The sequence below is a fragment of the Xanthomonas maliensis genome (assembly GCF_009192945.1).
In the GTDB taxonomy this organism is placed as follows: domain Bacteria; phylum Pseudomonadota; class Gammaproteobacteria; order Xanthomonadales; family Xanthomonadaceae; genus Xanthomonas; species Xanthomonas maliensis.
In genome coordinates this window covers 49,128-68,121 of the sequence record NZ_NSET01000004.1, presented here as the reverse complement: position 1 = coordinate 68,121, position 18,994 = coordinate 49,128, and the positions used below count along the sequence as shown (strand labels likewise).

Below are 18,994 nucleotides of genomic sequence, written 5' to 3'. Positions count from 1 at the left end.
CCAGATCCACTCCTGCATACAACAATGGCGTGTCGCTGCATTGCAATCGACAGGCAAAAAAAGAGCGCGCCACCGTGGAGGGTCGGTGGCGCGCTCTGGTTACATCAGAACTTGAAGTTCAGCTGCGCCTGGTAGCCGCGGCCGTTCTTGTACATGCCGATCGGCGCGTACTTCACTTCGTTGTACCAGTAGTACGTCGAATCCAGCAGGTTGGTCGCGCTGAAGCTGACGCCCATCCAATCGTTGATCTGATAGGAGGCAGTCAGATCCAGCTGCTTGTATTCGTCGGTGAAGACCTTCGAATCCAAGCGGCCGATCTGGGTGAAGTACTTGGAGCGGTAGCTGTAGTTGACGCGCACCGTCCACGGACCCTGTTCCCAGTAGGGAATGACGTTGTAGGTGTTGCGCGACAGGTAGGGCAGGTTCAGGCCAGCGCTGGTGTTGGCTTCGGCATAGGTGTAGTTGGTCTGCAAGCCGAAGCCGTAGCCGAAGGTCTGCTGATAGTTGATCGACGCACCCTTGACCTTGGCGTTGGACACGTTGATGGGCGAACTGACCGTGTACAGCCCGGTGACCCCACTGACCGGATCGGTCAGCTGCCGCTCGCTGGTGTCGGTCACGATGTAGGAGCCGATATCGCGATAGAAGACTTCACCGGACAGCATGCTCGACGGCGCGAAATACCATTCCGCCGCGAGGTCGTAGTTGGTCGACTCGTAGGGCTTCAGGTTGGGGTTGCCGCCGCTGGCGGTCAGGTTCTGGGTGTTGGTGCTGTTGAACGTGAAGGCACCGGCCAGATCGCCGTAGCGCGGACGCGCGATGACCTTGGCGGCCGAGAAGCGCAGCACGGCATCATCGGTCATGTCGTAGGCGATGTTGAAGCTCGGCAACGGCTTGAAGTAGTCGGTGGTCTGCGCGACATGGCTGTAGTCGCTGCCACCGCTGTTCTGCCAGTACAGCGACTTGTCCTTGGTGTCGACCAAGCGCACGCCAAGGTTGCCGCGCCACTTGCCGGACTCGAAGTTCAGCTGGGTGTAGAAGTTATGGGTGATTTCCTTGACATCGAACGAGGAGCCGTAGTCGATGCTGTAGGGGCCCTGCGGCTGGCCGCGCAGGTAGTTGATCACCGAACGCAGGTTGGCGGTGGACCAGTTGGTCAGATCGCCGCTGGCGCCAAGGCCGTCGTACAGGCCGCTCGGGGTGGTGCCGGGGCTGAACTGGGTCAGCGACACCGCATCGGTGGTGTTGATGCGATTGCCACGGGCATCGACGCCGTTATCGTGGTTGATGTACTTATAGCCGAACTGCAGCTTGGTGAACGGGCCCCAGGCCAGGTCACGCGCGGCATCCCACTGGAAGTACTTTTCCTGATCTTCGCTCTTGGCGTAGTAGATACCGCCGGCCTGCATTGCGCCGTTGGCGGTCGAACCTGCCGGCAGGCCTGCCGGGCTGCCCGGCAGGGCCCAGTTGGAGGCTGCGCCGTTCTGATAGTTCACGCTGGTGTGGCTGCCGTCGTAGGCGAAGTTGTAGCCGCCGTCCTGCAGCAGGAACTTCATCAGGTACTCGGGGTTCTTGCCGCCGGTGGCCTTGGTGTCGCCGGCCTGGGTGGTGAACACCCAGTTTTCGCCATAGAAATCGTGGCGCAGATTCAGGCTCTTGGTGGTAACCGTGCTCTCGCGATAGTTGGTATCGAGCTGCGCGTAAGGCTGTCCATTGCCGGTTGCATCGGACAACTGGCCTTCGACGATGTAACCATTGTTGAGGGTGGCTTCGGTGAACTTGTCGCGATCGCCGCAGCCAGGGCAGACGTAGCGCGATTCGCTGAAGTTGTTGTACTTGCCCTTGATGTAGATGCCGGTCAGATTGAATTCGTTCTGCTCGTTTGGCTTCCACTGCAGTGCGCCCTGCAGGCCGTTGCGCTCGCGGGTCTGCTGGAAGAAGGCGCTGTTGATGCCGACCGGGAACTTGGCGGTGTTGATATCGCCGCTGCCGTTGATTTGGGCAGCCGGATTGATGCGCGAGGAAACCGTGCCGTCGGCGTTGTAGGTGGTGCCGGTGCTGTAGCCGAAGAACTCGATGCCGGCGCGTGCCAGATCCTGCTTGTCATGGGTGGCCGAAATCAACGCGCCGAAGGTTTCGTCGTCGTTCTTCCAGCTCCACAGTGCCGAACCGCGCGGGTTGCCTTCTTCGGAGCGGTCGTTGTAGTTGTAGCCGATCGAGCCGCGGATGGTGTTCTTGGGCAGATCCAGCGGCTTGCGGGTATGCACGATCACCGTGCCGCCGATCGAGCCTTCGTCGATGCGCGCTTCCGGGGTCTTGTAGACCTCCATCAAGCCGATGATTTCCGGCGACAGCAAGGTGTAGTTGAAGGTACGGCCGCTGGTGTCGGTCGGATTGCCGCCCCAATCGCCCGAGGCGATGGTCTGGCCATTCAGCAGCACGCGGTTCAAGGCCGGGTCGGTGCCGTTGATGCTGACTTTTTCACCTTCGCCAAACTGGCGGTCGACGCTGATACCGGGAAGATGCGCCAGCGACTCGGCCGCATTGGTGTCCGGGAACTTGCCGATGTCTTCAGCGCTGATCGCATCGACGATGGAGTTGGCCGAGCGCTTGACCGCCTGGCTCTTCTCCAGCGACGCGCGGTAGCCGGTCACGGTGATGGTATCCAGCTCGGTGGTGGTCGAGGATGCGCCGGAAGGCGCAGTCTGTTCCTGCCCAGCCGCCATTGCAGAGCCGGAGCAATAGAGAGCGGCGGTGATACAGAGTGCTAACGTCGTGGTGCGGCTGTGCATGACTAAACCTCGTTGGTTAGTGCTGTGGGCGCGGGACCCATTTGTCGGTCGAGCGTCCGGCGTGGCGGCAAAACAACACTTCCAGAGCCGGGAGCGCCGTGCGGAGGGACTTGCATGCGAAGTCCGGCCTTGGCGATGCGCGTGGCAGAGGAGGTGTCCCCCGTTCGGTGTTGCGGTGAAGCGGATGCGACATCAGCGAGTCGAGCGCCAGAACGACGCGCCACCCACGAACCTGGACCTTCCGGGCGAGGAGACAGCCGATCACTCAGCTGAAAATCGTTCATGGCCCCTCCTGCCCAAACCCCGATTTGCGGCGAGTCTCGCGTAGCCCTGACAGCGTTGTCAACACGTCGTCACAGATTGCTGGATCGGCTGTAAATGCGCTGCACTGCAGCAAATTTTGGGGTTTTGCGGTGTCTCCTCCTCTCGGTCGTCGTTGCTTGGATAAGCGGACGGAAGCGTCCATCGCTGCCGTACGGTTTCTTCGCGGATGGTATTGGTCGCTCGCTCCTCAGGGTCGGTGCCGAAATAGCCAGTGAAAATGCTCACTTCCGTGTGGTGTCGAATCCGGCTCCTGGCAGCCGTTGGATCTCCCTGCCAGTTGCGTTGTCAGGGAAATACTGACAACGTTGTCTGCCGATTCGCGGTCGCGGATTGGTATTGTTATCGGCCGCTGCCACTCAATCAGGAGGCCGCGCCACTTGATCGGGAGAATGCGTGAGCGCAAGCAGTCCAATGGAAACGGTGGCATTTCCGCGTGCTGAGACCTTCGCCGCCGCGGACGTCGGCGGAACCCATGTGCGCCTGGCGCTGGTGCGCGAGAACGCCGATACGCGCAAGCCGGTGACAGTGCTGGAATACCGCACGTATCGCTGCGCCGATTATCCGGATCTGGCAGCGATCTTTTCTGCGTTCTTCGCCGAGCTGGGATGCCCGCCGACGCGTCGCGGCGTGATCGCCAGCGCCGGTTACGCACTGGAAGACGGTAGCGTCATCACCGCCAATCTGCCCTGGCCCCTGGTGCCGGAGCAGATTCGTCAGCAACTCGGGATGCAGACGCTGCATCTGGTCAACGACTTCGAGGCGGTGGCTTACGCCGCCAACTACATGGTCGGCAACCAGGTGGCGCAGCTATCGGGGCCGCAGCAGGGGGCGCAGGGGCCGGCATTGGTGCTGGGCCCCGGCACTGGACTGGGCGCGGCGGTCTGGATTCCCAGTGGCGCCGGTGCAGTGGTGCTGCCGACCGAGGCCGGTCATGCGGCACTGGCCGCCGCCAGCGATCTGGAACTGGCGTTGTTGCAGGAATGGCGGCAGACGCGCTCGCACGTCGGCACCGAACACCTGCTGTCCGGCCCCGGCTTGCTCAATCTCTACACGACCCTGGCCCACTTGCGTCGCGCCGCCGTCGTGCATGCCACGCCTGCCGAGGTCACTGCCGCGGCCATCGCCGGCAGCGATCCGCTGGCGGTCGAGGCCTTGCAGACGTTCTGCGGTTTTCTGGGAAGCGTCGTCGGCGACATGATGCTGCTGTACGGCATTCGCAGCGGCGTCTACTTGGCGGGTGGCTTCCTGCCGCAGATCGCCGACTTCATCGCCCGCAGTTCCTTCGTCGAGCGATTGCTCGACAAGGGCACGCTGCGTCCGGCGCTGGCGCAGGTGCCGGTGCGCATCGTCGAGCATGGCCAGCTGGGCGTGATCGGCGCGGCCAGCTGGTTTCTTCAATACGGGCGCTGAGCCGGCCACCCGCTCCGCCCGTCAGCGAGCCGGGCGACCTGGCGCGTGTGATGCACGTTGAAATGAGAGGCATTGGCCGTCCGCGCTGCGCAGCGGATGCTGCGTGGCGCTGGCTTGGCTGGCCGCCAGGGCAAGCCAAGCCCTTGCCTCGACGTGCCACAGGAGGCTTCGCATGCACCTCAAAGCACATCACACGCGTTAGAGATCGCCGAAGCGCGCCTGCAATGCCGCGATCGCCGCAAGCCCGGCGGTTTCGGTGCGCAGAATGCGTGGCCCCAGTCGTAAACCGGTAAAGCCAGCCTCGGCCAGGGTGGCGCGGTCGCGTGGCGACCAGCCGCCCTCCGGGCCAATCGCGATCTGTACCGCACGATCGTCGCTCATCGACAATGTCGCCAGCCGGTGCTCACCCTGCGGATCCAAGGTCAAGCGCAGCGATTGGCCATCGCGCGTGGCGGCGGCAGCATCCGCCAGCGACGAAGGGATGGCCAGGCGGGGAATGCGTGCACGCCCGGATTGCTCGCAGGCCGAGACGATCACACTGCGCCAGTGCGCGATGCGTTTCTCCAGGCGTCCGGCGTCCAGCTTGACCTCGGTGCGCTCGGCATTGACCGGCACGATCGCGCTCACGCCCAGTTCGGTGGCTTTCTGCAGGATCAGGTCCATCTTTTCGCCGCGGGCGATGCCCTGGATCAGCACGATCGCCCGCGGCGATTCGTTGTCGACCGGCTCGGCCTGCGTCACCGACGCGCGTGCGTCGCGTTTGCCGGCGGCGCTGATGCGTGCGTGATAGTCGATGCCGTCGCCGTTGAACAGCACGCAGGCGTCGCCTTCGCGCAGGCGTAGCACGCGCAGCAGATGATTGGCTGCTTCCTCCGGCAGTTGCACGTCCTGCCCAACCGCCAGCGGCAAGTCGACATGGGAGCGAGTCAGACGCATGCGACAGCCTCTTCGATGGCGTCACGGGTGGTGTCGGCCAGCAGGCGCAGCTGCGTCTCGTCCACGCAGTAGGGTGGCATCCAATACAGCACGTCGCCCAGCGGACGCAGCACCACCCCGCGCGCCAGCGCCGCCCGGTAGGCATGCAGGCCGACGCGCGCGGCAGCGGGAAAGGGCGTGCGCCGATCGCCGTCTTGGGTCAGCTCGAACGCGACCACCATGCCGGCTTGGCGTACGTCGGCCACCGCCGGATGCGTGCCGACCTCGGCAGCAAGCTGCTGCATCTGCGCGGCCGTGTGTCGGTTGCGCGCGATGATGCCGTCGTCCTCGAAGATCTGCAGGCTGGCCAATGCCGCCGCACAGGCAAGCGGATTGCCGGTGTAGCTGTGCGAATGCAGGAAGGCGCGCTCGCGCGAGTCGTCCAGGAAGGCGTCGTAGAGCGCCTGGGTGGCCAGGACCGCCGACAGCGGCAGGAACCCGCCGGTCAATCCTTTGGACAGGCACAACAGGTCCGGCATGATCCCGGCCTGCTCGCAGGCGAACAGCGTACCGGTGCGGCCGAAGCCGGTGGCGATCTCATCGGCAATCAGGAACGCCCCGTGCGCGTCGCAGATGGCGCGTGCGCGCCGGAGATAGGCAGGGTGGTACATGCGCATGCCGCCGGCGCATTGCAGGCGCGGCTCCAGGATCAGTGCGCAGATTTCCCCGGGCGATCGTTCGAACAGTTGCTGCAACGCATCGGCCGCCTGCAGGGCGTGCTCTTCTGCACTCTGGCCAGGTGCGGCCAGGTAAGCGTCGGGGGATGGCGCGAACGTCGCCTCCAGCAGCAAGGGGGCGTAAACGCGGCGATAGAGCGGGATGTCGCCGACCGAGAGCGCGCCGATGGTTTCGCCGTGGTAACCGTTCTCCAGCGCGATGAAGCGGGTGCGACCGTGCTCGCCACGATTGTGGAAGTAATGGAAGGCCATCTTCAACGCCACTTCCACTCCGGACGAGCCATTGTCGGCATAGAAGACCTTGGCCAGCGGGGCGCGGTCGGCCTGGCGCGGCGCGATCGCCAACAAGCGCTCGGCCAGTTGTACCGCCGGCGCATGCGTGAAGCCGGCCAGCATCACCTGCTCAAGGGTTCCTGCCTGACGGGCGATGGCCGCGGCGATGCGCGGCTCGCTGTGGCCGAACAGGTTGGTCCACCAACTGCTGACCGCGTCCAGATAGCGATTGCCGGCGTGGTCGATCAGCCAGGCGCCGTCGCCGCGCGCGATCGGGACCAGCGGCAAGGTGTGCGGGTGCTCACGCATCTGCGTGCAGGGATGCCACAGTACCGCCAGGTCGCGCTGCCGCCATTGATCGACAGCGTGGGAGGCTGCCGGGTCTGCTAGGATTTCGGGCTCATGAATATGTCGATGCATCACCCTATTCTATCGGTCGGCTTTGCCGCTGCGTGTCGCCTGTGAGCCTTCGCCTGCCGACCATCCACACGATCACCGAAATAGGCGAGGGGCCGTTCCGCCGTCAGCAGCTGGACCTGGAGTTTTCCAACGGCGAGCGCCGGCTGTATGAGCGTCAACTCAGCCAGGGGCATGGTGCGGTGGTGGTGGTGCCGATGCTCGATGCGCAGACCGTGCTGCTGGTGCGCGAATACGCCGCCGGCGTGCATCGTTACGAGCTCGGCCTGGTCAAGGGCCGCATCGATGCCGGCGAGACCCCGGTGCAGGCGGCTGACCGCGAGCTCAAGGAAGAAGCCGGTTACGGCGCGCGCCAGCTGCAGGTGCTGCGGGCGATGACGCTGGCACCTACTTATATGAGTCACCAGTCCTGGCTGGTGGTTGCACGCGACCTGTATCCGGAGCGGCTGCCAGGCGACGAGCCGGAAGAGCTGGAGGTCGTACCGTGGCCGCTGGCGCGGCTGGACGAGCTGATGCTGCGCGAGGACTTTTCCGAGGGGCGTTCATTGGCGGCCTTGTTCATCGCCCGCGAGTGGCTGGAGCGACACGCGTGATCAAGATTCCGATGGAGCTGCGGGAGACGGTGATCGCCATCGCCCGCGATGCCGGCGATGCCATCATGCGGGTTTACGCACAAGACTTCGCTGTCGAGCTGAAGGACGACGCCAGCCCGCTGACCCAGGCCGATCTGGCGGCGCATCGCGTCATCGTCGACGGACTGCGGCGGGTGACCCCGGATGTGCCGGTGCTGTCGGAAGAATCGGCGCAGGTGGACTGGCAGATTCGCCAGCACTGGACCAGCTATTGGTTGGTGGATCCGCTCGATGGCACCCGTGAGTTCGTCAAGCGCAATGGCGAGTTCAGCGTCAATATCGCGCTGATCCACATGGGCGCGCCGGTGCTGGGCGTGGTGCAGGCGCCGGTGGATGGGCGCATCTGGTATGCCGCACGTGGTGAGAACGCCTACCGCCGCGATGGTCATCGCGATGAACTGCTGCAGACGCGGATGCCGGCGGCCGCGCCATTGCGCGTTGCCGCCAGCCGATCCCATCGCGACGCACGCACCGCTGCCGCGCTCGAACGGATGGGACCGGTCGATGTGATTGCGCAGGGCTCGTCGCTGAAGTTCTGCCGGATCGCCGAGGGCAGCCTGGACGTCTACCCGCGCTTCGGCCCGACTTCCGAATGGGATACCGCCGCCGGCCAGTGCGTGCTGCATGCCGCTGGCGGCATGCTGATCGCGGCCGATACCGGCAAGCCGTTCCGCTACAACCGCCGGCCGACCCTGCTCAACGGCGATTTCATCGCCCTGGGCGATCCCGGCCTGCCATGGCGCGACTGGGTGGTGTGAGGTCGGTCGCTACCGTTCGACATTGGAGATGGCATGAGCCAGACGCCTCCGCCCGGCGACATCGCCGGCCTGCTGCACCTGATGGCGCGACTGCGTGATCCCGTTCATGGCTGTCCCTGGGATCTCGCGCAAAGCTTCGCGACGATCGCGCCGTACACGATCGAAGAGGCGTACGAAGTCGCCGACGCGATCGATCGCAACGATCTGCCCGGTCTGCGCGACGAATTGGGCGATCTGTTGTTGCAGGTGGTCTTTCATGCGCAGATGGCGCACGAACAGGGCGCTTTCGGCTTTGCCGACGTGGTTGCCGGACTCAGCGCCAAGTTGCGCCGCCGCCACCCGCATGTGTTTGGCGATGCGCAGGCCGATGATGCCCAGGCCGTTGCCACCAGTTGGGAGCAGATCAAGCGCGCCGAACGGAAGGCCGCTGGCGAACAGGATGCGTCCGCGCTGGCCGGCGTCGCGCGCGGACTGCCCGAGTGGCAGCGCGCCACCAAGTTGCAGTCGCGGGCGGCCCGGGTCGGCTTCGACTGGCCCGGTCCGGCGCCAGTGCTGGATAAGTTGCAGGAAGAGATCGGCGAATTGCGTGCCGAGTTCGATCGCGGCCCGGTCGGCGACAACCAGGCACGCCTGGAGGACGAACTGGGCGACGTGTTGTTCGTCTGCGCCAACCTGGCCCGTCACGCCCAGGTCGATGTCGGTGCGGCCTTGCGCCACGCCAATCTGAAGTTCGAACGGCGCTTTCGCGCAATGGAGGCATTGGCGCAGGCCAGTGGCACATCGCTGGATGCCTTGCCGCTGGATGCGCAGGAAGCGCTCTGGAAGCAGGTCAAGCGGCAGGAGTCCTTGCCCGGATGAGCGCGTTGCCGCAGACAGTGCTGCTGTTCTTCGCAACCGCGGTGGCCGAGTTGCTGGGGTGCTATCTGCCGTACCTATGGCTGCGCAAGCAGGGCAGTGCTTGGTTGCTGCCGCCGGCGGCGCTGAGCCTAGCGGCGTTCGTCTGGTTGTTGAGTTTGCATCCCACCGCCAGCGGGCGTGTCTATGCAGCGTATGGGGGCGTCTATATCGCTTGCGCGCTGTTGTGGTTGTGGTGGGTGGATGGCGTGGCGCCGACCCGCTGGGATCTGCTGGGCGCCGCATGCTGTCTGCTTGGCATGGCCGTCATCATGTTTGCCCCGCGACCGGCCTGACGGCCGCACGGCTGCGTCATCCATAAGATAGAGAAGGTCTAGCGCTCGCGTCAGCCTCGCCACGTCTGCGGCGAGGTGCGTGCCGCTTGAGGCATACTTTCGTCTGGACCGATCCAGCAAGGAGAGCACTGATGTTTCCGACTTCGTTCTTGGCCGTCGTCATTCTGATCGCGTGTGTGATCGCGTTGTTCAAGGCCGTCCGCATGGTGCCGCAGGGCTTCGAGTGGACGGTGGAGCGCTTTGGGCGCTACACCCACACCATGACGCCAGGTCTGCATTTTCTGGTGCCGATCGTCTACGGCGTCGGTCGCAAGATCAACATGATGGAGCAGGTGCTCGATGTCCCCAGCCAGGACGTGATCACCAAGGACAACGCCGTCGTGCGCGTGGACGGGGTGGTGTTCTTCCAGGTGCTGGATGCCGCCAAGGCGGCCTATGAAGTGTCGAATCTGGAAATCGCCACCATCGCCCTGGTGCAGACCAATATCCGCACGGTGATCGGGTCGATGGACCTGGACGAATCGCTCAGCCAGCGCGAGACCATCAACGCGCAGCTGTTGAACGTGGTCGACCATGCGACCAACCCCTGGGGGATCAAGGTCACCCGCATCGAGATTCGCGACATCCAGCCGCCGCGCGATCTGGTGGACGCGATGGCGCGGCAGATGAAGGCCGAGCGCGAGAAGCGCGCGCAGATCCTCGAGGCGGAGGGTTCACGGCAGTCGGAGATCCTGCGCGCCGATGGCGAAAAGCAGGCCGCCGTCCTGGAGGCGGAAGGGCGCAAGGAGGCAGCGTTCCGGGATGCGGAAGCGCGCGAGCGACTGGCCCAGGCCGAGGCACGCGCGACCCAGGTGGTGTCCGACGCGATCGCCCAGGGCAGCGTGCAGGCGATCAACTATTTCGTCGCCCAGAAGTATGTGGAAGCGTTCAAGGCCTTGGCGACCGCTCCCAACCAGAAGTTCGTGCTGATGCCAATGGAGGCGAGCGGCATCATTGGCTCGATCGCCGGTATCGCCGAACTGGCCAAGGAAGCGGTCGGCAAGGCCGACGCTTCCGTCACCCGCGTGCCGCCGATTCCGCCACGCAGCGGAGGCTGAGCCATGCGCTGGGACGTATTCGCCTGGGCGGTGCTGGCGGTGCTGCTGTTTGCCGCCGAAATTCTGGCGCCCGGCGCTTTCTTGTTGTGGATGGGGATCGCGGCGGCAGCGGTCTGGTTGCTGGTGTTGCTGCTGCCCGGCACCAGCCTGCTGGTGCAGGTGGTGGCCTTCGTGGTGCTCAGCTTCGTCGCCATCCAGGTTTATCGCCGCTGGTTTCGCGACCGCGAGCGCGCCAGCGATCGGCCCCTGCTCAATCGGCGTGCAGAGCAACTGATCGGCCGCACCGTGCTGCTCGATCGTGCGATCGTCGCCGGCCAGGGGCGTGCCAAGGTCGACGACGCGGTATGGGTGGTGAGCGGTCCGGATCTGCCGGCCGGCGCCACGGTCCGCATCGTCGGCGTGGATGGCATGACGCTGCAGGTGGTCGCAGCCGGCTGAGCACCCGCCAGTGGGCGATCGCCGGCCGTTTGGCCCTGGTGGCTCAGGAAAATGATGGCGGCGAAGGCCGGGCGTTCCCTCTCGCCGCATGGGCCAGTGATAATGGCGGCTTTCCCTTGGATCGTGCCCATGACCCAGAAGACCATCCTCAACGACACCCATCGCGCGCTCGGCGCCAAGATGGTCGACTTCGGCGGCTGGGACATGCCGATCCACTACGGCTCGCAGATCGACGAACACCATCAGGTACGCCGCGATGCCGGCATGTTCGACGTCAGCCATATGACCGTGGTGGATCTGCATGGTGCGCAGGTGCGGGCGTTTTTGCGCCATCTGCTGGCCAACTCGGTCGACAAGCTCAAGGTTCCGGGCAAGGCGTTGTACACCTGCATGCTCAATCCCCAGGGTGGAGTGATCGACGATCTGATCGTCTATTACATGGCAGAGGATTTCTTCCGCCTGGTGGTCAATGCCGCCACCCGGGAGAAGGATCTGCAATGGATCGGCGAGCAGGCGCAGCGCTTCCAGGTGCAGGTGCAGGAGCGTGCGGACTTCGCGATGGTGGCAGTGCAGGGCCCGAATGCCCGCGCCAAGGTCATCGCGTTGCTGGATCCGGCCGATGCCGCGGCAGCGAGCAAGCTCGGCCGCTTTGCGGCCTTGCAGACGCGCACGACCGACGGCGTGCCGCTGTTCGTGGCGCGGACCGGTTATACCGGCGAGGATGGCTTCGAGGTGGTGCTGCCGCAGAGCGATGCCATCTCGTTCTGGAACGCGCTGCTCGCCCAAGGCGTCAAGCCGGCGGGATTGGGTGCGCGCGACACCTTGCGGCTGGAAGCGGGAATGAATTTGTATGGCCAGGACATGGACGAGGCTGTCAGCCCGTATGAGGCGGCGCTGGCCTGGACCATCGCGCTCGACGAGGGGCGCCAATTCATCGGGCGTGAGGTGCTGGAAGCACAGAAGGCGCACGGCGCACCCCGTCAGATGATCGGCCTGGTGATGGACGAGAAGGGCGTGTTGCGGCATGGCCAGAAAGTCCTGACTGCCGGTGGCGAAGGCGAGATCCTGTCCGGGACGTTTTCGCCGACGCTGGGTAAGGCCATCGCGTTCGCGCGCGTGCCCGCTGGCAGCATCGAGGATCTGCGCGTGGACATTCGTGGCAAGCAGGTGCCGGTGCGTGCAGTGAAGTTTCCGTTCGTGCGCGATGGCCAGGCACAGGCTGGCGTGCTGGTGGACTGAGCGTCGAGGCCTGGCCGGTATCCGGCCAGGTCCGCATTCGGTTCGTCGTCGTCCCTGCATCCGTGCGCGGTTGGTTAAACTACCGCCTCGTCCCCAACCCCCGTTTCTCCGGAGCACACCCATGAGCGAGATCCCTGGCGACCTCAAGTTCCTCAAATCCCACGAGTGGGCACGCGTGGAAGGTAACGGTCGCGTCACCGTCGGCATTTCCGACCACGCCCAAGGCCTGCTGGGCGACCTGGTCTATGTCGAGTTGCCGAGCGTCGGCGACACCGTCCAGGCCGGCAATGGCGCGGCGGTGGTCGAGTCGGTGAAGGCGGCGTCGGACGTGTACAGCCCGGTCGATGGCACCATCGTCGAGGTCAACAGCGCACTGACCGACAAGCCGGAAACCATCAACGAGGATGCCTACGGCGAAGGTTGGATCTTCGTCGTCGAGATCGAGGACAAGGAGCAGCTCAACGAACTGCTGTCCCCGGACGACTATGCCGAGCTGCTCGAGGACGACGATCACTGATCGCCCCCTCCAGTGCATGCTCGAAGGCCGCTCCCCGGAGCGGCTTTTTTTTTGCCTGGCGATCGCCAGGCCGGGGCGTCTTCCGAACTGACGACGTGCCGCGATGCCGGCGGCGCCGGTCCGCCGCGGAACCCGACAACGCACGCGCGATGTCTCGACGTCGCCCAGTTGCGAACCTCGCGTCGGTTTTCCGTCGTGAGTCGTACGTGAGGGCGGGGCGCGCGAGCGGTGAAAGACGCCTGCGTTTCGTCCCTCGTCTGCGCCGCGAGGTCGTGCACTTGGACCTGCATCGGAGCCACGATCGAGGTGCGATTGCTGTCGGTCGGTCGCGCGAGGGAGCAAGAAAGTTTGCGCATTTGTGCTTGTGCGACGCCGGAATGCGCTTCGTCGGAAAAAAAATTTTCAGCTGGCGGACAGCCGGCGCGTGCCGACGCGAGGCGTGCGTGCCGCCGCCGCCCGCCATCGCCACCGCCTCTGGCATTGACGAGACAAATAAAAAAAACAGCGGAAAAGAAGTGTTTTTTTGCAAACGCCATTGTGGTGGGCGGAGTTCGCGTGCGCCTTCCGGCGGCGTTGCCGGTGCTCGCCGCATCCCCTGCGAGCGAAACTCGGAACCGCCGCCAAAAAAAAAATTGCAAAAGAGTGTTGACAGTAAAAAAAAGCGTGATTAGGTTTCGCCCAGCAGACATTGCTGCGGAAGAGAGTGAGCAGAATCGACATCAGGCTGACAAGCTTGTTCCGGATGTCCACCGAAGCACCATCGACGGTGGAGTCGGGTTCGCTTCCCTCCAAAAAAACGCGGTACCTGTTCCGACCACGCACCCGTGTCGCCGCTCGATGCGGGTGTTTCTGTATCCGTCACGTCGCGCACTATCTGCGGACGGTCCCCCGACGACGGTCTCCCGTCCCGGGGTTTGCTTCAACTGGGCGATTCAACTCCATAGTTCACTGACGAGGAGCCAATCACATGGCCACGAAGAAAGCTGCGAAAAAGAAACCCACCGCCAAGAAGGCAGTGAAGAAGACTGCCGCCAAGAAGGCCGTCAAGAAGACCGCCAAGAAGGCAACCGCCAAGAAGGCAGTGAAGAAGACTGCCGCCAAGAAGGCCGTCAAGAAGACCGCCAAGAAGGCAGTAAAGAAGACTGCCAAGAAGGCAGCCGCCAAGAAGACCGCCAAGAAGGCAGTGAAGAAGACTGCCAAGAAGGCAACCGCCAAGAAGACCGCCAAGAAGGCAGTGAAGAAGACTGCCAAGAAGGCAACCGCCAAGAAGGCTTCGGCGAAGAAGGCGACCAAGAAGTCCGCCGCCAAGAAGCCTGCTGCGAAGAAGGTCGCCAAGAAGAAGCCGGCCGCTCGCAAGAAGAAGGCCGCTCCGGTTGCTCTGCCGGCAACCCCGGCGCCGCTGATCTGATCTTGTAAGACCCGATCGCCGTAACCATCGAGCTCTCTCCCCGACGCCCAGCGGGGAGGGAGCTTTTTTATGGGCATCGCCAAGCGGGTTGCTTGCCGCGCCGCGCTGGAATTCCTGGCCGCTGCAGTCCATCGCGTGCCGATGATTCCCGTCTTGCACCGCATTCGCATCCCGTTGATCTGCCGATCCTGTCAGCTTGAGCGACGTGTGGGCGACGACCGCTACGTCCAGAGCGCCGCGACCCGTTACCCAGGCAGGCGGGGAGCGATGCCGTTCCGGTAAGCTGCGCGCGTCGGCGAACGTCACTGCCTAGAACGTGTGATGCACGTTGAGATGAGAGGCGTTGGCCGTCAGCGGAGTGGCGCTGCGTGGCGCCGGCTTGGCTGGCGCCAAGGCAAGCCGCACGCCTCGTCTCGACACGCCACAGGACGCTTCGCACTCACCTCAAAGGACCAACACGCTCCAGAGCGCGCGTGGCGATCGCGCAGACGGCGCGGATCTGCGACGGTGGCCAACGCTTGGCCAGCCTTGTGCGACGTAACCAAGCGAGCCGAGTCGGTGCGTGTCTGGCTGAGCTTGCCAGTCGCTGTGTCGACCAGCGCAGTTTGTAGCTCGCCCCGAGAATGCCTTTGAGCGCCCGATCAATCGCGATCGCCAGACTGCTTCCCACAGACGCGCCCTGCCGGCGACCACATGGCAGGGCGACCGGTGTTACGGTCGACGCGTCGAGCCGCTGTGGAATTGGCCGAGCTTGCCAATCGTCGTCCATGCGCCCGTCTTTCGTCGCTCCCTTCGACCGCGTCCCCGGTGACGCGTGCCAGCGCGGGCCGGAGGTGCGCTCGCTTGGGCGACCCGTTCGACGGTTGGGAGATGCGATGGCGGGCCGGCGTTGCAGGTGGGCAGCCACGGCCAGGCGTCGTCTGGCAAACGACCGACCGACACGCGACGCGCGGGTGACTGGCATCGGCAATGGCGGTTCGTCGCGCAGCCGCGTTGCTGTCCACGCGCGTTGGCGGACCCAGATCGGGCCGCGCTGATCGCGGTTCTGGCATGCGTGGTGGAAGCCGGGACTCTTCGCTACCGGCCGGTGGCTGCAGGTGCGCGGCGATACCCGTTGGCTCAGCGAGCTGCCCCGGGCAACGTTGGACGCATCCGCCAGGCCGACGCCGCGGCAGTCGCGTGGATCTTCGCATTTACTCGAAGCACGCGTGCAGATACGCGGGTCGCCTGCTGCGCTGCAGGGGCGGCAGGTTCACAGACCTACACAATGACCTCCACGTACGATGAGATCGCCCGGCCGCGAGCAAAGACCGCGCCGCGCTCCAGTGACCGAGCAGCGGCCAGAGACGATCAGCGTTTCGATAAGGCACACCGGCGATGCCGTATGCCCGGTGCTTAGCGAAGACCGAGATGCCAGACACGTAGCGGAGACCGCCGGCGTGATGGACACGCTGCGCCTGTGCTGCTGGCGACGCGCCATGCGCAGTCGCCATCGTGGTTTCAAAAACCGAGGTGCCCCCGGTCGCAAATCAACGCGGCGAAGCGACCGACTTGCTGGAGGACGCACCCTTTGCAGCCGGATCCGGACGTTCGGCCAGCATGTTCTCGCTGCCAAAGTCGCCATCCACATCGATGTCCAGCCAGCGCTTGGCGGGCAGCCCCAAGGCGCGATCGAGGATGGTCGGCAGCAGTCCCGACGGCAGCCCGCTCTCGCCATTCCACAGAATCGCGACGCCCAGGTCGCGTTCGGGGAGCAGTGCGACCAGCCCGCGATACCCCTGCACGGCGCCGGCGTGGAAGACGACTTGATGACCGGCATAGTCAAAGATGCGCCAACCCAAGGCATAGCTGGCGGTATTGACCCGCTCGTGGCGCCAACCCGAGCGCATTTCGCCGGGGGTGGAGATCAGCGGCGCGTGCAACGTGGCCAGCAGCGGGGCAGGCAGCACATCCGGACGATGGCCGGTGTGGGCCAGCAACCATTGCGCCATGTCGCTGGCGCTGGCGTTGACGCCCGCCGCCGGCGCCAGTCGGTAGTACGTCGGCTTGGGTGTCAGCGAAACCCAGCCATTGCGACTGCGCACGTGTGGGCGCGCCCAGTGCGGGCTGGCCTGGATACCGGCCAGTCCCATGCTGGCATCGTTCATGCCCAGCGGTTTGAAGATGCGACGCTCCACCGATTGCTCGTAAAAGCTGCCGGACGCCGCGAAGACCACATCGCCCACCAGGCTGAAAGCGACGTTCTGGTAGGCATAGCAATCGCCCGGCGCGCAGCGCAGCGGTGCGGCGGCCAGCCTGTGACTGAGCGAGTAGTAATCGACGTTGGATTCGATATCGCGGTCGTAGGCATTGCGCGTCAAGCCGACGCGGTGGCTGAGGACTTCGGCGACCGTCAATTGACGGGTGGCGGTGGGATCGCTGAGCTGGAAGCCCGGTACGTAGTCGACCACCTTGCTGTCCCAGCGCAGCACACCGTCGTTGACCAGCAAGCCGGCCATGGTGCCGGCGAAGGCCTTCGACAGCGAGGCCAAGCGGAACACGGTATGAGCGTCAACCGGTTGCGGGTGATTGACGTCGGTCACGCCGTAACCGCGCGCGCTGAGGACCTTGCCGCCTTGGACGATGGCCATTGCCATCCCGGGCACGCGGTTGCCATAGGTCAGCTGATCGGCCATCGCCTCGAAGCTGGCGACATCGAAACTGGCGTCTGGCGGGAGGACCTTGCTGGCCGGAAGCGAGGCGCGATAGGGCAGCGGGGCCGTCGGCGACTGGGCTAGCGTGGCAGCGGGCTGAAACTGTCCCGATGCGGGCGCAGGGGTCTGGGCCGTGGAGGAAAGCGCCAAGGGCAACAACGCCCCCAACAGCCCGATGGCCAACGGACGGAACCGTCGGCGCCTGCGCATTTCAGTCATGATCGTCCCGCCTGTTCCACTGCTTGCGGCGATTCTAGCGCCGCCTTTTGCGATAGCACAAACTGCCGCAAGATGAATGGGCATCGTATTGATCCTATTGGCGAATTTGAGTCGAGCTGAGGCCGGCGCCATGCATGTCGGCGCGGCGCTGCCGACAACTGGTCGTGTTGCAAGTCGCGTGCCGCATCCGCTGCGCATGCCTGCGCCGGGCCGATGTCCGGGAGGTGCGAGCGGCACGGCCGCCATCGCGCCAAGCGCGACCTGATGGCGCCGCCGCGGTGGCGATCACGTCAACGAGGCGCGGGGTCCGAAGGGGCTGCTGCTCGACGCATCCGGCGCCGACGAGCGCTGGGTGCCGAAGCCTCTTCCTGTCTCGCGAGCTTGCTAGCACGCCGACCTCTGCAAGGCACAGCAGGCGCCCCCGTGCCGACTGGCCGCTGTCGCCGGCATCGGCTAACGTGCGCGCATTCCTGCGGACGTTGCGCCCACGCCATGCTCCTCTCCATTCGTCCGTCTCCGCGGGCCGCGACACGATGAGCGCGTCCTCGCCATCGGCATCGGTTCGGCTGCGTCGCGCGCTGCGCGGCTCGCCGCCGTTGGCCTGGTCGTTCCTGTATTTCTTCTGTCTGCTCAGTGGCTACTACGTGCTGCGTCCGGTGCGCGAGGCGATGGGGGCCTCGGCCGACGTCGCCACCGTCTTCCCTGCCAGCATGATCGCCTTCTTCGCCGCGCATGGGGTGCCGCTGCAGGACTTCACGCTGCAAGTGCTGTTTACCTGCACCTTCCTGATCATGCTGCTGTTGCAGCCGATCTATGGGGCGCTGGTCAGCCGCTATCCGCGTCGCGTGTTCCTGCCAGTGGTCTATGGCTTCTTCATCGCCACCTTGCTGCTGTTCTACGCGCTGTTCGACAGCGGCGTACCTGGGCGCGGCATGGCGTTCTTTCTGTGGATCAGCGTCTACAACCTGTTTGCGGTCGCGGTCTTCTGGAGCTTCATGGCCGATGTCTTCAGTAACGCGGAGGCGCGGGCCTATTACGGCTACATCGGCGCTGCCGGTACGCTCGGTGCCTTCCTGGGACCGGTCCTGACCCGCGGCCTGGTCGAGCGCATCGGTATCGCCAATCTGATGTTGGTGTCGGCGGGGTTCCTGATCGTCTGCCTGGTGTGTGTGTTGCGCCTACGGCTGTGGGCGGTCGCGCGCGAGCGCGAGCGCGGCGTGGTCGGCGGCGAAGTGCCGATGGGGGGCGAGGTCCTGGCGGGATTGAAGTTGATCGTCCGCGAGCCGCTGCTGCGCTGGCTGGCGCTGATGGTGTTGTTCGGTGTCGGGGTAGGGACCCTGTTGTACAACGAGCAGGCGGCGATCGTGCGACGCCTGTACACCGATGCGGCCTCCAGTACCGCGTATTACGCCGGCATCGACCTGGCAGTGAATGCCTTGGCCCTGGTGCTGCAGTTGCTGGTCACGCGTGCGCTGCTGTCGCGCTACGGCATTGCCCCGGCGCTGCTGATCCCGGGTTGCGCGATCATCCTCGGTTACGCCGCACTGGCGGCCTCGCCGTTGCCGATGCTGGTGGCGATCGTGCAGGTGGTGACGCGCGCGAGCGAATTCTCGCTGGCCAAGCCGGCGCGCGAGACGCTTTATACCCGGGTCGATCGCCAGTGGCGCTACAAGGCTGGCGCGGCGATCGATACCGTGGTCTACCGTGGCAGCGATCTGAGCTTCGTCTGGGTCTACAAGCTGCTGTCCGGGCTGGGCTCTTCGGCGGTGTTCATCGCCGGTCTGGGAGTGGCTGCCGGCATGACCGTGGGTGCGCTGGGCGTCTTGCGCGAAGCGCGCAAGTTGCCGGCCGAGCGCGGGGCGGACGCTCCCGACCGTTGATCGGCGCAGGCGGCACACGCTTGCCATCCGGCCGAAGGATGCTGTCGGCCGCGCG

17 protein-coding genes are annotated in these 18,994 nt (G+C 64.9%); 13 read left to right on the top strand and 4 right to left on the bottom strand.

Annotated features, from left to right (window positions below; all coding sequences use genetic code 11):
- Positions 1 to 104: 104 nt before the first annotated feature.
- Complete coding sequence (locus CKY51_RS00985; RefSeq protein ID WP_152248754.1) at positions 105 to 2,792, bottom strand: TonB-dependent receptor; 2,688 nt, start codon at positions 2,790 to 2,792, stop codon at positions 105 to 107.
- 717 nt (positions 2,793 to 3,509) lie between these two features.
- Between CKY51_RS00985 and CKY51_RS00980 the strand changes: the two genes are divergently transcribed.
- Positions 3,510 to 4,526 (top strand): glucokinase family protein, encoded by a 1,017-nt coding sequence (locus CKY51_RS00980; RefSeq protein WP_038222752.1) that lies wholly within the window; start codon positions 3,510 to 3,512, stop codon positions 4,524 to 4,526.
- A gap of 198 nt (positions 4,527 to 4,724) precedes the next feature.
- On the opposite strand, the gene CKY51_RS00975 is transcribed toward CKY51_RS00980, so the two are convergent.
- Together CKY51_RS00975 and bioA are read right to left on the bottom strand one after the other, a co-directional pair.
- Positions 4,725 to 5,462 (bottom strand): 16S rRNA (uracil(1498)-N(3))-methyltransferase, encoded by a 738-nt coding sequence (locus CKY51_RS00975; protein ID WP_022973897.1) that lies wholly within the window; start codon positions 5,460 to 5,462, stop codon positions 4,725 to 4,727.
- The gene (bioA, locus tag CKY51_RS00970) at positions 5,453 to 6,871 is read right to left on the bottom strand and encodes an adenosylmethionine--8-amino-7-oxononanoate transaminase (protein ID WP_031340585.1); all 1,419 of its coding nucleotides are present in this window, start codon (positions 6,869 to 6,871) and stop codon (positions 5,453 to 5,455) included. Before bioA ends, CKY51_RS00975 begins: the two co-directional genes overlap by 10 nt.
- Before the next feature lie 41 nt (positions 6,872 to 6,912).
- On the opposite strand from bioA, the gene nudE reads away from it, so the two are divergent.
- The 11 genes from nudE to CKY51_RS00915 all read left to right on the top strand — a co-directional run bounded on the left by nudE (position 6,913) and on the right by CKY51_RS00915 (position 14,429).
- A complete protein-coding gene (gene nudE, locus CKY51_RS00965; RefSeq protein ID WP_022973899.1) occupies positions 6,913 to 7,461 on the top strand; it encodes an ADP compounds hydrolase NudE in 549 nt (182 codons plus the stop codon).
- Positions 7,458 to 8,258: a 3'(2'),5'-bisphosphate nucleotidase CysQ gene (gene cysQ / locus CKY51_RS00960; RefSeq protein WP_022973900.1), complete on the top strand. Its 801-nt coding sequence runs from the start codon at positions 7,458 to 7,460 to the stop codon at positions 8,256 to 8,258. Before nudE ends, cysQ begins: the two co-directional genes overlap by 4 nt.
- A 33-nt stretch (positions 8,259 to 8,291) precedes the next feature.
- Positions 8,292 to 9,116 carry a nucleoside triphosphate pyrophosphohydrolase gene (gene mazG / locus CKY51_RS00955; RefSeq protein WP_022973901.1) on the top strand — a complete coding sequence of 275 codons (825 nt, stop codon included), beginning with the start codon at positions 8,292 to 8,294 and terminating at the stop codon, positions 9,114 to 9,116.
- Positions 9,113 to 9,448, top strand: coding sequence for a YnfA family protein (locus tag CKY51_RS00950; RefSeq protein ID WP_022973902.1), 336 nt, complete (start codon positions 9,113 to 9,115; stop codon positions 9,446 to 9,448). The genes mazG and CKY51_RS00950 overlap by 4 nt, the downstream gene beginning before the upstream one ends.
- Before the next feature lie 131 nt (positions 9,449 to 9,579).
- Positions 9,580 to 10,545, top strand: coding sequence for an SPFH domain-containing protein (locus tag CKY51_RS00945; RefSeq protein ID WP_152248752.1), 966 nt, complete (start codon positions 9,580 to 9,582; stop codon positions 10,543 to 10,545).
- Between the two features lie 3 nt (positions 10,546 to 10,548).
- Positions 10,549 to 10,983 (top strand): NfeD family protein, encoded by a 435-nt coding sequence (locus tag CKY51_RS00940; protein WP_022973904.1) that lies wholly within the window; start codon positions 10,549 to 10,551, stop codon positions 10,981 to 10,983.
- Between the two features lie 129 nt (positions 10,984 to 11,112).
- On the top strand, positions 11,113 to 12,222 hold the full coding sequence (gene gcvT, locus CKY51_RS00935; RefSeq protein WP_152248751.1) for a glycine cleavage system aminomethyltransferase GcvT: 1,110 nt from the start codon (positions 11,113 to 11,115) through the stop codon (positions 12,220 to 12,222).
- Between the two features lie 121 nt (positions 12,223 to 12,343).
- Positions 12,344 to 12,739, top strand: coding sequence for a glycine cleavage system protein GcvH (gcvH, locus tag CKY51_RS00930; protein ID WP_022973906.1), 396 nt, complete (start codon positions 12,344 to 12,346; stop codon positions 12,737 to 12,739).
- 377 nt (positions 12,740 to 13,116) lie between these two features.
- Positions 13,117 to 13,410 (top strand): hypothetical protein, encoded by a 294-nt coding sequence (locus CKY51_RS22315; protein WP_155975912.1) that lies wholly within the window; start codon positions 13,117 to 13,119, stop codon positions 13,408 to 13,410.
- Between the two features lie 296 nt (positions 13,411 to 13,706).
- Positions 13,707 to 14,147, top strand: a complete 441-nt coding sequence (locus tag CKY51_RS00920; RefSeq protein ID WP_152248749.1) for a histidine biosynthesis protein HisIE — start codon at positions 13,707 to 13,709, stop codon at positions 14,145 to 14,147.
- Between the two features lie 69 nt (positions 14,148 to 14,216).
- Positions 14,217 to 14,429, top strand: coding sequence for a hypothetical protein (locus tag CKY51_RS00915; protein WP_022973225.1), 213 nt, complete (start codon positions 14,217 to 14,219; stop codon positions 14,427 to 14,429).
- 1,247 nt (positions 14,430 to 15,676) lie between these two features.
- On the opposite strand, the gene CKY51_RS00910 is transcribed toward CKY51_RS00915, so the two are convergent.
- Entirely contained in the window at positions 15,677 to 17,059 is a 1,383-nt protein-coding gene (locus CKY51_RS00910) for a serine hydrolase domain-containing protein (RefSeq protein ID WP_038221858.1), read from the bottom strand.
- A 533-nt stretch (positions 17,060 to 17,592) separates the two neighbouring features.
- Here CKY51_RS00910 and CKY51_RS00905 point away from each other — a divergent pair.
- Positions 17,593 to 18,939, top strand: a complete 1,347-nt coding sequence (locus CKY51_RS00905) for an NTP/NDP exchange transporter (protein WP_152248748.1) — start codon at positions 17,593 to 17,595, stop codon at positions 18,937 to 18,939.
- Positions 18,940 to 18,994 lie beyond the last annotated feature (55 nt).

Excerpts from the sequence above, each read along its gene's own strand:
- CKY51_RS00985 (WP_152248754.1), bottom strand. The coding sequence starts at position 2,792 with ATGCACAGCCGCACCACGACGTTAGCACTCTGTATCACCGCCGCTCTC.
- CKY51_RS00975 (WP_022973897.1), bottom strand. The coding sequence starts at position 5,462 with ATGCGTCTGACTCGCTCCCATGTCGACTTGCCGCTGGCGGTTGGGCAG.
- bioA (WP_031340585.1), bottom strand. The coding sequence starts at position 6,871 with ATGCATCGACATATTCATGAGCCCGAAATCCTAGCAGACCCGGCAGCC.
- mazG (WP_022973901.1), top strand. The coding sequence starts at position 8,292 with ATGAGCCAGACGCCTCCGCCCGGCGACATCGCCGGCCTGCTGCACCTG.
- CKY51_RS00950 (WP_022973902.1), top strand. The coding sequence starts at position 9,113 with ATGAGCGCGTTGCCGCAGACAGTGCTGCTGTTCTTCGCAACCGCGGTG.
- CKY51_RS00945 (WP_152248752.1), top strand. The coding sequence starts at position 9,580 with ATGTTTCCGACTTCGTTCTTGGCCGTCGTCATTCTGATCGCGTGTGTG.
- CKY51_RS00940 (WP_022973904.1), top strand. The coding sequence starts at position 10,549 with ATGCGCTGGGACGTATTCGCCTGGGCGGTGCTGGCGGTGCTGCTGTTT.
- gcvT (WP_152248751.1), top strand. The coding sequence starts at position 11,113 with ATGACCCAGAAGACCATCCTCAACGACACCCATCGCGCGCTCGGCGCC.
- gcvH (WP_022973906.1), top strand. The coding sequence starts at position 12,344 with ATGAGCGAGATCCCTGGCGACCTCAAGTTCCTCAAATCCCACGAGTGG.
- CKY51_RS22315 (WP_155975912.1), top strand. The coding sequence starts at position 13,117 with ATGCGCTTCGTCGGAAAAAAAATTTTCAGCTGGCGGACAGCCGGCGCG.
- CKY51_RS00920 (WP_152248749.1), top strand. The coding sequence starts at position 13,707 with ATGGCCACGAAGAAAGCTGCGAAAAAGAAACCCACCGCCAAGAAGGCA.
- CKY51_RS00915 (WP_022973225.1), top strand. The coding sequence starts at position 14,217 with ATGGGCATCGCCAAGCGGGTTGCTTGCCGCGCCGCGCTGGAATTCCTG.
- CKY51_RS00910 (WP_038221858.1), bottom strand. The coding sequence starts at position 17,059 with ATGACTGAAATGCGCAGGCGCCGACGGTTCCGTCCGTTGGCCATCGGG.
- CKY51_RS00905 (WP_152248748.1), top strand. The coding sequence starts at position 17,593 with ATGAGCGCGTCCTCGCCATCGGCATCGGTTCGGCTGCGTCGCGCGCTG.